General features: G+C 70.5%; 14 protein-coding genes. 10 read left to right on the top strand and 4 right to left on the bottom strand.

What is annotated here, in order from left to right; all coding sequences use genetic code 11:
* Window positions 1-8 precede the first annotated feature (8 nt).
* From M2283_RS09360 to M2283_RS09345, 4 genes are all read left to right on the top strand, one after another.
* Entirely contained in the window at window positions 9-278 is a 270-nt protein-coding gene (locus tag M2283_RS09360; RefSeq protein ID WP_280875663.1) for a type B 50S ribosomal protein L31, read from the top strand.
* Window positions 275-1,501, top strand: coding sequence for a CobW family GTP-binding protein (locus M2283_RS09355; protein WP_280875662.1), 1,227 nt, complete (start codon window positions 275-277; stop codon window positions 1,499-1,501). Before M2283_RS09360 ends, M2283_RS09355 begins: the two co-directional genes overlap by 4 nt.
* Complete coding sequence (gene rpsR, locus M2283_RS09350; protein ID WP_280875661.1) at window positions 1,501-1,746, top strand: 30S ribosomal protein S18; 246 nt, start codon at window positions 1,501-1,503, stop codon at window positions 1,744-1,746. Before M2283_RS09355 ends, rpsR begins: the two co-directional genes overlap by 1 nt.
* 406 nt (window positions 1,747-2,152) lie before the next feature.
* A complete protein-coding gene (locus tag M2283_RS09345) occupies window positions 2,153-2,371 on the top strand; it encodes a DUF397 domain-containing protein (RefSeq protein ID WP_280876242.1) in 219 nt (72 codons plus the stop codon).
* Between the two features lie 92 nt (window positions 2,372-2,463).
* Here the strand turns inward: M2283_RS09345 and M2283_RS09340 are convergent, their stop codons facing one another.
* Complete coding sequence (locus tag M2283_RS09340) at window positions 2,464-2,952, bottom strand: ATP-binding protein (RefSeq protein WP_280875660.1); 489 nt, start codon at window positions 2,950-2,952, stop codon at window positions 2,464-2,466.
* 354 nt (window positions 2,953-3,306) lie between these two features.
* On the opposite strand from M2283_RS09340, the gene M2283_RS09335 reads away from it, so the two are divergent.
* The 6 genes from M2283_RS09335 (at window position 3,307) to M2283_RS09310 (ending at window position 8,910) form a co-directional block, all read left to right on the top strand.
* Window positions 3,307-4,131, top strand: a complete 825-nt coding sequence (locus M2283_RS09335; protein WP_280876241.1) for a helix-turn-helix domain-containing protein — start codon at window positions 3,307-3,309, stop codon at window positions 4,129-4,131.
* Between the two features lie 112 nt (window positions 4,132-4,243).
* Window positions 4,244-5,704: an aldehyde dehydrogenase family protein gene (locus tag M2283_RS09330; RefSeq protein WP_280875659.1), complete on the top strand. Its 1,461-nt coding sequence runs from the start codon at window positions 4,244-4,246 to the stop codon at window positions 5,702-5,704.
* Window positions 5,705-5,845: 141 nt separating this feature from the next.
* Window positions 5,846-6,394 carry a DinB family protein gene (locus tag M2283_RS09325; protein WP_280875658.1) on the top strand — a complete coding sequence of 183 codons (549 nt, stop codon included), beginning with the start codon at window positions 5,846-5,848 and terminating at the stop codon, window positions 6,392-6,394.
* A 26-nt stretch (window positions 6,395-6,420) separates the two neighbouring features.
* Window positions 6,421-7,062: a PadR family transcriptional regulator gene (locus M2283_RS09320; RefSeq protein WP_280875657.1), complete on the top strand. Its 642-nt coding sequence runs from the start codon at window positions 6,421-6,423 to the stop codon at window positions 7,060-7,062.
* A 97-nt stretch (window positions 7,063-7,159) separates the two neighbouring features.
* A complete protein-coding gene (locus tag M2283_RS09315) occupies window positions 7,160-8,152 on the top strand; it encodes an ATP-binding cassette domain-containing protein (RefSeq protein WP_280875656.1) in 993 nt (330 codons plus the stop codon).
* A complete protein-coding gene (locus tag M2283_RS09310) occupies window positions 8,149-8,910 on the top strand; it encodes an ABC transporter permease (protein WP_280875655.1) in 762 nt (253 codons plus the stop codon). The genes M2283_RS09315 and M2283_RS09310 overlap by 4 nt, the downstream gene beginning before the upstream one ends.
* Here M2283_RS09310 and M2283_RS09305 read toward each other — a convergent pair.
* The 3 genes from M2283_RS09305 to M2283_RS09295 all read right to left on the bottom strand — a co-directional run bounded on the left by M2283_RS09305 (window position 8,900) and on the right by M2283_RS09295 (window position 12,668).
* Window positions 8,900-9,835, bottom strand: a complete 936-nt coding sequence (locus tag M2283_RS09305; RefSeq protein WP_280875654.1) for a class I SAM-dependent methyltransferase — start codon at window positions 9,833-9,835, stop codon at window positions 8,900-8,902. The genes M2283_RS09310 and M2283_RS09305 overlap by 11 nt on opposite strands.
* An 86-nt stretch (window positions 9,836-9,921) precedes the next feature.
* Window positions 9,922-11,334: a glutamate decarboxylase gene (locus M2283_RS09300; protein ID WP_280875653.1), complete on the bottom strand. Its 1,413-nt coding sequence runs from the start codon at window positions 11,332-11,334 to the stop codon at window positions 9,922-9,924.
* Between the two features lie 41 nt (window positions 11,335-11,375).
* Window positions 11,376-12,668, bottom strand: a complete 1,293-nt coding sequence (locus tag M2283_RS09295; RefSeq protein ID WP_280875652.1) for an ion channel protein — start codon at window positions 12,666-12,668, stop codon at window positions 11,376-11,378.
* Window positions 12,669-12,760 lie beyond the last annotated feature (92 nt).

Here is a 12,760-nt window from a genome sequence, read left to right as displayed (position 1 = left end):
CCCCCGCCATGCGCAACGGAATTCACCCTTCATACGGCCCCGTCGTCTTCCGCGACCGAGCCGCCGGCCACGCCTTCCTCACCCGCTCGACGCTGGCCGGCGAGGCGAGGACCGGCGGGAAGACCGTCGAGTGGGAGGACGGCCGCACCTACCCGGTCGTGGACGTCGAGATCTCGAACGTCAGCCACCCCTTCTACACCGGCACCGCGCGCGTGCTGGACACCGCCGGGCGCGTGGAGCGCTTCGAGCGACGGTTCGGGAAGCGGGGTCGGGCGTGAGTCTGTCCGTCGTCATCGTCGGCGGGCTGCACGCCGAGGCCCGCAGGGCGACCGTCGCGCGGCTGCTGGCCGACGTGCCCGGCAGCGTCGTACTCCACCACGACCTCGGAACGGCCGCGGCGGGCACGGTCGTTCGCACACTCAGCGACGCCACCGGCCTGCTCTCCGCGGGCGAGGCGCCCCTGGTCAACGACTGCGCGTGCTGCGCCCTGCGCGAGGACCTCGTCCCCGAGCTGCGCCGCCTCGCGGCCACGGGGCTGACCCGGCTCGCCGTCGTCGAGCTGTGGGACTCCGTCGAACCCAAGGCCATGGTCGAGGTGGTGGCGGCCGGCGGGCTGACCGTCACCGGCGTGATCACCGCCGTGGATCCGGCGCTGCTGCTGCCGTATCTCGGCAACGGCGACGACCTCGCCGAACGCGGCCTCGCCGCGGCCGCCACCGACCGGCGCACGGTCGCCGAGACCTTCGCCCGCCAGCTGGAGTACGCCCCCGTCCTCGCCGTCCTCGACTCCCCGGAGGCCGACGACGGGGACCGCGAACTGCTCGCCCAGCTGCACCCGACAGCCCGTCAAGTCCCCGTCCAGGGGGGCCACTCCGGGGATCTGACGGGCGTTTTCCAGCCATCCGCCGATCTCGCGGTCCGGCCCTCCGGTGCACCTGCACCTGCACCGGAAGGCGCACGCCCCTCTCCGCTCGCCCGTGCCGCCCTGGCCGGCTTCGACGTGGAGGCCGCGGCCGCCGCCCAGCACCCCGCCTGCGCCCTGCTGCCCGCCGAGGCCGACGCGCACGGGGTGTCGACCCTGGTGTGGCACCGGCGCCGCCCCTTCCACCCGGAGCGGCTCTTCGCGGCCCTGGAGGATCTGACCTGCGCGGCCGCCCGCAGCCGGGGCCGGTTCTGGCTGGCCGACAAGCCCGACGTGCTGCTGCACTGGGATGCCGCCGGCGGTGCGCTGTGCGTGGAGAGCGCGGGACCGTGGCTGGCCTCCCTGCCCGACGCGGCCTGGGACCTGGTCCCGCCGGTGCGCCGCGCCGCCGCCGCGCTGGACTGGCACGCCGAACACGGCGACTGCTGCCAGCACTTGGTCTTCACATCCCCCGGCCTCGACCGCGACGGCCTCGAACGGCTGCTGGAGTCCTGCCTGTTGACCGACACCGAGTACGCGGCCGGGCGCATCGCCTGGCAGCGGTTCCCGCCCGTCTTCGACGCCTTCCTGGAGGTCTGATGCCTCGCAACACCGACCGCAGGACCGACCGCAAGAACGCGGGCAGCCGCCCCAATCCGCTGGGCCGGGCCAAGGTCACGTACATCGACTACAAGGACACCGACCTGTTGCGGAAGTTCATCTCCGACCGCGGCAGGATTCGCAGTCGCCGCGTCACCCGGGTCACGGCGCAGCAGCAGCGGCTGCTGGCACGGGCGATCAAGAACGCGCGGGAGATGGCACTATTGCCCTATTCCAGCAGGTAGTTCGAACTTTTCCGGCGTTGTGGACGTGGAGGTTCTTGAGTACGACGTCGGGCGGACGGCGTCCGTCCGCCGGTGGGACGCCTGTCCGTTCCGGCCTGCGCACCGGATCGATTCACGGACCCTGGAACAGGAAGGGCGCCGTCTGCGTCTCTCCTTAGTGCACGAGGGATTCGATCCGATGATCCGCATCGCATGGTCTGGGAACCCCGGGGCACACGCTGGATCAACTCCGGCAAAGGGGTCGTCAAAGCTGTAACCGAGAGAACACCCCGCGTGCACGTGCATCTGCTCATGCATTTGCACGTGAACAGGGTTATGATCCGGATCAGTTGACCACTGCATCAATGGCCCCAGGGGCCACCGCACCACCGGGGAGCGACCTGTGGACCGGGACGTGTACAACGGCATGGCAGCCACGGAGCTGAACGGGGTGGCCTGGCAGAAGAGCATGCACAGCAACTCGCAGGGTTCCTGCGTGGAGTTCGCCCGGCTGCCCGGCGGGGAGGTCGCGGTGCGCAACTCGCGCTTCCCTGACGGGCCCGCCCTCGTCTACACCCGCGCCGAGATCGAGGCCATGCTTGCGGGCGTCAAGGACGGGGAGTTCGACCACCTGGTCGTGGGCTGACGTACGGCCGGCCCCGGGAGAATCCGGGCGATCGGGAACTCCCGACGCCTCGACGCGCGTAGAACCGCGGCGCGAAAAAGCGCCGCGGTGCCTCACTCGGCCGCGGCCGCGGGCGTGACCGGCAGCTGGAACAGCGCCCAGACCACCTTGCCGCCGAGCGTGCCCGCCAGCGGGTGCCAGCCCCAGCTGTCGCTGAAGGAGTCGACGAGGAACAGGCCACGGCCCGACTCGGCCGAGAAGTCGTCCGTCTCACGTGCCACGGGGCTGTCCTGGCTGGGGTCGCGCACCGCGCACACCAGCCGCTCGGTCCAGCGCATCAGATGCAGCCGCACGGGCGCCGCGTGGTCCACCTGGACGCAGGTGGCCGGCAGGGCGTGCCGCAGGGCGTTGGTGACGAGCTCGGAGACCACCAGACAGACGTCGTCGAACCGCTCGCCGGTGTCCCACTGGTCCAGTGTCCGGCGCGTGAAGCGTCTCGCATCGCCCACCGCTTCGTAGCGGGCGGGCAGCGAACACGACGCGGCGTCGGACACGGCCGCGGGATCAAGCGGCGGAAGGCCCTGCCGTAACGGCTCGAGCATGGTCGATCCATTCGTCCCCATGCGAGGCACTCCCGGGAATTCGCGGTCGTTGCGATGCAGCGGTGGCGCGAGACCATGGTTTCGGATGCGTAGGGCAGATGCAAGGGCAGATGCACGTGCACGCGACCGAATTGGACCCTCCCGTACCGCTTGTTGGCCATTTTTTCCGCCATCTTCCGGCGCCCTACTTGCCAACACCTCCCCCTTACCTGTGCAGAATCTTTGACTTATTGCCGTATCTGTAATCGGACGAGTACTGCTCGGAGTGTTTTAGTGGCAGACTGCGGCCCCTGGAGACGGTTGGGGAGGCTGGCGAACGTGAGCGCGGGAGAGCCAGGATCGGTGGTGCGGCGCATGCTGCTCGGCTCGCAACTCAGGCGACTGCGTGAGGCGAAGGGCATCACGCGAGAGCAGGCGGGGTACTCGATCCGCGCCTCGGAGTCGAAGATCAGCCGGATGGAGCTGGGCCGGGTGAGCTTCAAGACACGCGATGTCGAGGACCTGTTGACGCTGTACGGGATCACGGACGAGGCCGAGCGCATCTCGCTGCTCTCCCTGGCCCGCGAGGCCAACGTCGCGGGCTGGTGGCACAGTTACTCGGACGTCCTGCCGAGTTGGTTCCCCACCTATGTGGGCCTGGAGGGCGCCGCGTCGCTGATCCGGGCGTACGAGGTGCAGTTCGTGCACGGTCTGCTGCAGACCGAGGCGTACGCGCGCGCGGTCGTGCGGCGCGGGATGAAGGGCGCGAGCGCGGCCGACATCGAGAAGCGCGTGACGCTGCGCATGGAGCGCCAGAAGTACCTGTTCGCGGAGAACGCCCCCGAGTTCCACATCGTCCTGGACGAGGCCGCCCTGCGCCGCCCGTACGGCGACCGCGAGGTGATGCGCGGCCAGCTCCAGCACCTGATCGAGATCTCCGCGCGGCCCAACGTGCGGTTGCAGATCATGCCGTTCGGCTTCGGCGGGCACTCGGGCGAGAGTGGCGCGTTCACGATCCTGTCGTTCCCCGAGTCCGACCTGTCGGACGTCGTGTACCTGGAGCAGCTCACCAGCGCCCTGTACCTGGACAAGCAGGAGGACGTGGCCCAGTACGAGAAGGCCCTCAAGGAGCTGCAGCAGGACAGCCCCGGGCCGGACGAGAGCCGGGACCTTCTACGAGGTCTCCTCCAGCTCTCCTAGAGTTCTCCCCAGAAGATTGCTCTCCGTCCCCAACTCGCTTAGCGCGCAAGTACGATGACACGTGATCAGACCGTGACGTGGTGCAGGTGTCTGCTAGCGATTGAGGGATCACATGTCGTCCTACTTCACCGACCTGGCTCAGCAGTACATCGACGGTGAGTGGCGCCCGGGTACAGGTTCCTGGGACATCATCGACTTCAACCCGTACGACGGAGAGAAGCTCGCGTCGATCACCATAGCCACGGTCGACGAGGTCGACGAGGCGTACAAGGTGGCGGCCGCGGCCCAGAAGCAGTGGGCACGGACCAACCCCTACGCCCGCCGTGCCGTCTTCGAGCAGGCGCTGCGCGTCATCGAGGAGCGCGAGCAGGAGATCACCGAGGTGATCATCGCCGAGCTCGGCGGCACGTACCTCAAGGCCGGCTTCGAACTGCACCTCGTCAAGGAGTTCCTGCGCGAGTCGGTCCACCTCGCACTGCGCCCCGAGGGCCGGATCCTCCCGTCGCCGATCGACGGCAAGGAGAACCGCGTCTACCGCGAGCCGGTCGGCGTGGTCGGTGTGATCAGCCCCTTCAACTTCCCCTTCCTGCTGTCGATCAAGTCGGTCGCCCCCGCCCTCGCGCTCGGCAACGCCGTGGTCCTCAAGCCGCACCAGAACACCCCGATCGCCGGCGGCACCCTGGTCGGCAAGATCTTCGAGGAAGCGGGCCTGCCCGGCGGCCTGTTGAACGTCGTCGTCACGGACATCGCGGAGATCGGCGACGCCTTCATCGAGAACCCGATCCCGAAGGTCATCTCCTTCACCGGCTCCGACAAGGTCGGCCGCCACGTGGCCACGGTCTGCGCCGCGCAGTTCAAGCGCTCGGTCCTCGAACTCGGCGGCAACAGCGCGATCGTGGTCCTCGACGACGCCGACATCGACTACGCGGTCGACGCGGCGGTCTTCAGCCGGTACGTCCACCAGGGCCAGGTCTGCATGGCCGCGAACCGCGTACTGGTGGACCGCTCGATCGCCGCGGAGTTCACCGAGAAGTTCGTCGCCAAGGTGAAGAACCTCAAGGTCGGCGACCCCCGCGACCCGCAGACCATCATCGGCCCGGTCATCAACTCCTCGCAGGCGGAGGCCATTTCGAGCGTCGTCGAGCAGGCGATCGCCGAGGGCGCGACGGCGCTGGTGCACGGCACGACCACCGACAACCTGGTCGCGCCGTCCGTCCTGGCCGACGTCCCGGCCGACTCGGCGCTGCTGCGCCAGGAGGTCTTCGGCCCGGTCGCCTTCCTCATCACCTTCGACGGCGAGGAGGAGGCGGTCCGCCTCGTCAACGACACCCCGTACGGCCTGAGCGGCGCCGTCCACACCGGTGACATCGAGCGGGGCGTCTCCTTCGCCAAGCAGATCGACACCGGCATGTTCCACGTCAACGACGGCACCGTCCACGACGAGCCCCTCGTCCCCTTCGGCGGCGAGAAGAGCTCGGGCCTCGGCCGCCTGAACGGCGAGACGACCCTGGACGCCTTCACCACCCTGAAGTGGATCTCCGTGCAGCACGGCCGCAGCGGCTTCCCGTTCTAGGGCCTGCGCGTACGCCGAGAATCTTTGAGTACGTCGCCGTAGGCGGGCCATTGAGGACAGAAACTGACCTCAATGGCCCGTAGCTTCGTCGGTGTCGGGCAGGGGGACGGGCTCCCTGGCCAGCGGCGAAAGGCGACGGTCATGGTCACTCACGTAGCGGCAGAGGCGCGGGGCGACGAGCGCGGGGCGCTGCTCGCGTTCATCGAGGAGCAGCGGGGCGGCGTCCGCAGGGCGCTGCTCGGGTTGACCGACGAGCAGGCCGCGAGCAAGCCCAGCGCCGGCGAACTCTCCCTCTCCGGTCTGCTCAAGCACGTCGCCGAGGTCGAGCAGGGCTGGATCGCGCGGGCCAAGCAGGAGCCGCCGGCCGTGCGGCGGGACGAGACCAACTGGCACGAGACGTTCCTGCTGGTCGACGGCGAGACCGTCGAGTCCCAGCTCGCCTACTGGGAGAAGGTCGCCGCCGAGACCGAGGCGTACATCCGCTCGGTGCCGAGCCTGGACGACACCTTCCCGCTCCCGAACGACCCCTGGTTCCCGCCGGAGGGCCGCGTCTCCCTGCGCTGGCTCTGCCTGCACCTGATCCGCGAGACCGCCCGGCACGCCGGCCACGCCGACATCGTCCGCGAGTCCCTCGACGGCAAGACCGCCTTCGAACTGGTCGCACAGGAGCAGGGCGCCTCCTGGGGGTAGAGGGCCCGCGCCCTAGGCTTGGGCGCATGTCAGCGATCCGTCTCCTCGTGCTCGGCGCCGTTCGTCAGCACGGGCGGGCCCACGGCTATCAGGTGCGCAACGACCTGGAGTACTGGGGCGCGCACGAGTGGTCCAACGCCAAGCCCGGCTCGATCTACCACGCCCTGAAGCAGATGGCGAAGCAGGGACTGCTGCACGCGCACGAGATCGCGCCGTCCACGGCCGGCGGCCCGCCGCGCACGGAGTACGAGATCACCGACTGGGGCACCGACGAGTTCTTCCGGCTGCTGCGGGAGTCCCTGGTCTCCTACGACCAGAAGATGGACATCCAGTCGGCGGCCATCGGCTTCCTGGTCGAGCTGACCCGGGACGAGGCGGTGACCCTCCTCAAGGAGCGCATCAGCCGGATCGGGGCCTGGCGGGGCGCCGTCACCGAGCACTACATCCCCGAGGACGGCCCCGAACAGCTCGGCCACATCGGCGAGATCATGAACCTCTGGGTCCACACGGCCGACTCCGACTCGGCCTGGACCCAGGGGCTCATCGACCGCATCGAGGGCGGCGCCTACACCTTCGCCGGCGAGGGCGAGCCCTTCGTCGGCGTCCTCACCGAGGGCCGGGAGAACCCGTACGCGACGGGGGACCGGCACCCGGGGGACGACCGCTAATCAAGTTTGACCAATCGACTCGGTCGCGTTACCTTCGATGAAGTAGTCAAGTTTGATTAGCTGGATTTGATCAGCTGGACGAGTGTGAAGGAGTGCAGTGGCCGACACCGCGATCACGGTTGACGGAGCACGCAAGGCGTACGGCGGTAAACCCGCGCTGGACGGGCTCGACCTCACGGTCGCCCGGGGCGCGGTGCACGGAGTCCTGGGCCCCAACGGCGCGGGCAAGACGACCCTGGTCCGGATCCTGTCCACCCTGCTGCGGCCCGACGCCGGCCGCGTCGAGGTGGCGGGGCACGATGTCGTGACGGAGGCCCGCGCGGTCCGCTCCCGCATCGGCCTGCTCGGCCAGCACGCGGCCCTCGACGAGGAGTTGGGCGGTCAGCAGAACCTGGAGATGTTCGGCCGCCTGCACCACCTGGGCGCCCGCCACGCGCGTGTGCGTGCCGACGAGCTCCTGGAGCGCTTCGGCCTCACCGACACCGGCCGCAAGCAGGTCCGCGCCTACAGCGGCGGCATGCGGCGCCGCCTGGACCTGGCCGCCTCCCTGATCACCGACCCGGAGGTGCTGTTCCTGGACGAGCCGACGACCGGCCTCGACCCGCGCGGCCGGGCCGAGGTGTGGGCGTCGGTCCGCTCCCTGGTCGGCGGCGGTACGACGGTCCTGCTCACCACCCAGTACCTGGAGGAGGCCGATCAGCTCGCCGACCGCATCTGTGTCGTCGACGGCGGCCGGGTGATCGCCGACGGCACGCCGGACGAGCTGAAGGCGGCCACCGGCGGCGACCGCATCGACGTGGTCCTGCGCGACGCCGGTCAACTGGGCGCCGCGGTAGCCCTGTTGCCGATCCCCAAGGGCGACGTCTCCGTCGACCCCGACCGCCGCCTGCTCAGCGCCCGGGTCACCGACCGCATGGCCGCGCTCTCCGGAGTCGTACGCGCCCTGGAGGAGGCCGGCATCGAGGCGGAGGACGTGGCCCTGCGCCGGCCCACCCTGGACGAGGTGTTCCTGCGGCTGACGGCACGGGACGACGACCGTACGGAGTCCGCCGCGAAGACGGAGTCCGTCACGAAGGGGGCCGCCGCATGACCGCGTACGCGCTGACCGACTGCTGGACCATGACCCGCCGTGAACTCGCCCACTGGGCACGGCAGCCCGTGCAGGTGCTGGTCGGCCTGGTCTTCCCCGTGATGCTGCTGCTGATGTTCGGCTACCTGGTCGGCGGAGGACGCGGGATCGAGGGCGACTACCTGGACTTCCTCGTCCCCGGCATGCTCGCGCTCACCATGGCCTTCGGCCTGGAGGGCACCATGCTCAGCGTCACCCAGGACCTCGACCGGGGCGTGATCGACCGCTTCCGCTCGATGCCGGTGGTCAACGGCGCGGTCCTGGTGGGCCGTTCGGCCGCCGACATGCTCCAGTCGGCGCTGGGGCTCGCGATCCTCGTAGGCGTCGGGTTCGCGCTGGGCTGGCGCGTGCACTGCTCCCCGGCCGAATTCCTGGGCGCCATGGGCCTGTTGCTGTTCTTCCGGTTCGCCATGCTCTGGATCGGCATCCAACTGGCCCTGGTCGCGGGCAAACCGGAGATGGTCCAGGCCGTGCAGATCCTGGTCTGGCCGGTCGGCTTCCTGTCCAACGCGTTCGCCGACCCCGCCTCCATGCCCGGCTGGCTCGGCACGGTCGTCGAGTGGAACCCGATGTCCCAGACCGCGACGGCCGTACGGGACCTGCTGGGCGGCCCCGGCGGGGAACCGGGGCACATCTGGGCCGCCGTCGTCTGGCCGCTGGGCCTGCTCGTGGTGTTCTTCCCGCTGGCGGTACGGAGGTTCGCGCGCCTCAGCCGTTAGGCGCAGGGCGCGGCGGACGGGCCGACAGTGCCCGCCGCAGGGCCCGGGTGACGATCGGCGGCAGCAGGTCCACCGCGAGCCGGCGGGAGCGCGACCGGGGGCGGCGGGCCGGGGGAGTGGAGGTCAGGGTGGCGGTCGGCTGCTGCTGAGGTCCGGGCGCCGTGTAGTGCCGGGAGTACGGGAAGGGCGGCGGCTTGATGTCCTTGTGGGCGCGCGTGCGGATCAGCCGGTGGCCCGCGGCCGGCTGGACGCTCAGCCCGCAGTCCGCCCGCTCCCTGAGCATCGCCAGCAGCTCCTCCTGGACCGGCTCCGGATCACCCCAAGTGCCGTACAGCTTCTGGGTGCTGAGGCATATCGGGCGCAGCCCGCGGTTGAGCACCGCCTCCCAGGTGGCGACCGAGACACCCGGGGTGTGCTCGGAGCGGAAGTCGTCCAGGACGACGATCCCGTCGGGCAGCAGGAGGTCGTGCGCCGCGCCGATGTCGTCGCGGACGTGCTCGTACAGGTGCGAGGCGTCGATGTGGACGAAGCGGCAGGTCCCGGGGTCCACCTCCTTCGAGATCACGGAGGAGGGGGCCTCGATCACCCGGGGCAGGCTGTCATGGAAGGAGAGGTAGTTCCGCTCGAAGGCCTGCCGGGTGAGCGAGGAGTACGACTTCCTCGTCTCCGCCCGGTTGGCCCCGTCCGGCGCCTCGCCGCCGAAGAGGTCGCAGACCGTGAACTCCTCGCCGACCCGCCGGTGGTGCCCGAGCAGGATCGCGCTCTTGCCCAGGTAGGCGCCGAGCTCCAGCAGCCCGCCCCGGACGCCCCGCGCCTCCTGCCGCTCCAGGAGCCAGGTGAACAGAACCTGGTCCAACGGCGGAAACCAGCCGGGTACGTCGTCGAGCTCACCCGGATTGCTGTCGCTTGCTTGTGCGGTGGCCATGAGAGGCGTCTGCTCACTGGCGGCCGGACGAACTGTCCACCGCTTGAACGTCCGGTGAACACCCGACGGGCCCCGGTTCGCCGGGCCTAGTGATGGAAACCGGTCGCCGCGGTCCTGTCGCGCGTCAGCGGGTGCGACTGGCGGCGCAGCTCCGGCAGCAGCCGGGTCAGGTCCTCCACGAACATGTCGGCGAGGTCGACCGAGAAGCCGTTGCGGCACACCACCCGCAGCACGGAGAGGTCCTCCCGGTTGGGCGGGAAGGTGTACGCGGGCACCAGCCAGCCGCTCTCGCGCAGCCGCCGGGACACGTCGAAGACGTCGTACGCCGTCACGTCCGGGCCCGTCGTGAAGGCGAAGACGGGCAGCTCGTCGCCCTGGGTGAGCAACCGGAAGTCGCCCAGCGCCGCCACCCGGTCGGCCAGCCCCCGGGCCACGTCCCGGGTGGTCTGCTGCACCGCCCGGAAGCCGTCCCGGCCAAGGCGCAGGAACGTGTAGTACTGCGCGACGACCTGGGCGCCCGGCCGGGAGAAGTTGAGCGCGAAGGTGGGCATGTCGCCGCCCAGATAGTTGACGCGGAAGACCAGCTCCTCGGGGAGCGCCTCCTTGTCGCGCCACAGCGCCCAGCCGACGCCCGGGTAGACCAGCCCGTACTTGTGCCCCGAGGTGTTGATCGACGTCACGCGCGGGAGGCGGAAGTCCCAGACCAGGTCCTCGTCCAGGAAGGGCGCGACCATGCCGCCGGACGCGCCGTCGACGTGCACCGGGATGTCGAGTCCGGTGCGCTCCTGGAGCGCGTCCAGGGCCGCGCACAGCTCCGCGATCGGCTCGTAGGACCCGTCGAAGGTGGAGCCGAGGATGCCGACGACCCCGATGGTGTTCTCGTCGCACAGCTCGGCGGCGGCCTGCGGATCGAGGTGGTAGCGGTCGCCCTCCATGGGCACCTGGCGGGCCTCCACCTCCCAGAAGTTGCAGAACTTCTCCCAGCAGACCTGCACGTTGACACCCATGACCAGGTTGGGGCGGGCGTCCCGGGACGGGTAGCGGTCGGCGTTGCGCTGCGTCCAGCGGCGCTTCAGGGCCAGCCCTGCGAGCATGCACGCCTCGCTGGAACCGGTGGTCGAACAGCCCACGGCGGCGGCCGGATCCGGCGCGTTCCACAGCGCCGCCAGCATCGCCACGCAGCGCTTCTCCAGCTCGGCGGTGCGCGGGTACTCGTCCTTGTCGATCATGTTCTTGTCCCGGCACTCCGCCATCAGGACCCCCGCCTGGGGCTCCATCCAGGTGGTGACGAAGGTGGCCAGATTCAGCCGGGAGTTGCCGTCCAGCATCAGCTCGTCGTGCACGAGCTGGTACGCCGTCGACGGGGACATCGGGGCGTCCGGCAGCCGGTGCTTCGGTGGTGCCTCGGTCATGCCGCCGACCGGATTCGCCTCTCCGAAGAAGGGGTTGACGGACAGCGGGCGCTCGTCGGGCTGCTCGGGACCTTTGTGCAACGGCATGGGCCTGCCTCCTGAGACGATCAACGGATGTCAAACGGCTGTCAGCGCACCGGAGTTCCGTCCTCGCGCAACTGCATCTGCGGGCGCCCGGTCACCAGCAGCCAGGCCGGCAGCGAGGCGATGCACAGCAGGGCGAGCATCGCCGCCGAGGACGCCAGCACGGCGGCCGTGAACAGGCTGATCCAGCCCTGCCGGGTGACGGCCAGGAGCATGCCCAGCACGCCGGCGCAGACGCCGACGGCCGGATGGACACCGGAGACCAGGGCGTGCGCGCACAGCCCGAAGGCGGTGCCGACGAACACGGCCGGGAAGATCCGCCCGCCCCGGAACCCGCTGGACGCGGCGACCAGCAGCGCCGCCAGCTTCACCACCGTCATCACCGCGAACTCGCCCGCCGACCAGCCGTCGGGATCGCGCGCCAGCTCCCCGACCTCGGCCAGCCCCTTGAAGAGCGTCAGATGCCCGCCCAGGGCCGCCAGCAGGCCCAGCACGAGCCCGCCCGCCGGAATGACCAGCATGGGGTGCCCCAGACGCTGGAAGGCGCCGCGGACGTACGGGAAGGCGCGGACCGCGCACATGCCGAGCAGCGCGGCCAGCGAGGCGATCACGAGGGCGGACAGCAGGTCGCCCCAGCCGGGCCGGCCGAGCACGGGCAGATGCAGGTCGAAGGTCGGATGGGCCACCAGGGTGGTCGTCAGGGCGCCGGCCGCCGCCGCGGCCAGGGGCGGGAAGACGTTGTCCCACAGCGGCCCCTTGAGCCGCCGCCCGGCCAGCGCCTCGGAGATCACCAGCGCCGCCGCGACCGGCGTACCGAACAGCGCGCCGATCGTCGCCGCCTCCGCGAGCGCCGGCCACATCGCGCCCGGCATCCGGGGCACGAACCGGCTGCCCAGCCAGAACGCGAGCCCCACGTTGACGGCGATGATCGGGTTCTCGGGACCCAGACTCGGGCCGCCCGCGAGCATCAGCGCGGTCGCCAGCAGCAGCCCCGGCAGGACCACGGGCGGCAGCACGCGCGCGTCGAGGCCGGTGGTCGCCGGGTCGGGGCCCGCGTGGCCGGGCACCTTCCACACCACCAGACCGACCGCAAGGCCGGTCGCGGTGAGCATGACCAGCATCCACAGCACGGAGTACCGGCCCACGCCCAGCGCGTCCGGCAGGTTCCGCCACAGGACGTGCTGGAACTGCTCGGCCAGCGCGCTCACCCCGAGGAACAGCAGGCTCGCGACCACCCCCACGACCAGGGCGGGCAGGATCGACGGCAGCAGCACGCGCGCGGGGGTCGCCGGTCTCGCCTGGTCGGCGGGCGCCTTGAGCGCGGGGTCCTGGGCCACGCGCTCACGATAAGCGGACATATCGGGCGCGACACCCGGAGGGACGGGTACTGCACCCGGAGGGAAACGGGCTTGCACCTCACGCGGCGTGA

It is taken from the genome of Streptomyces pseudovenezuelae, assembly GCF_029892565.1.
Classification (GTDB): domain Bacteria; phylum Actinomycetota; class Actinomycetes; order Streptomycetales; family Streptomycetaceae; genus Streptomyces; species Streptomyces pseudovenezuelae_A.
Note: the sequence above shows the minus strand (reverse complement) of the source record. Positions and strands in the feature narration are given on the sequence as shown.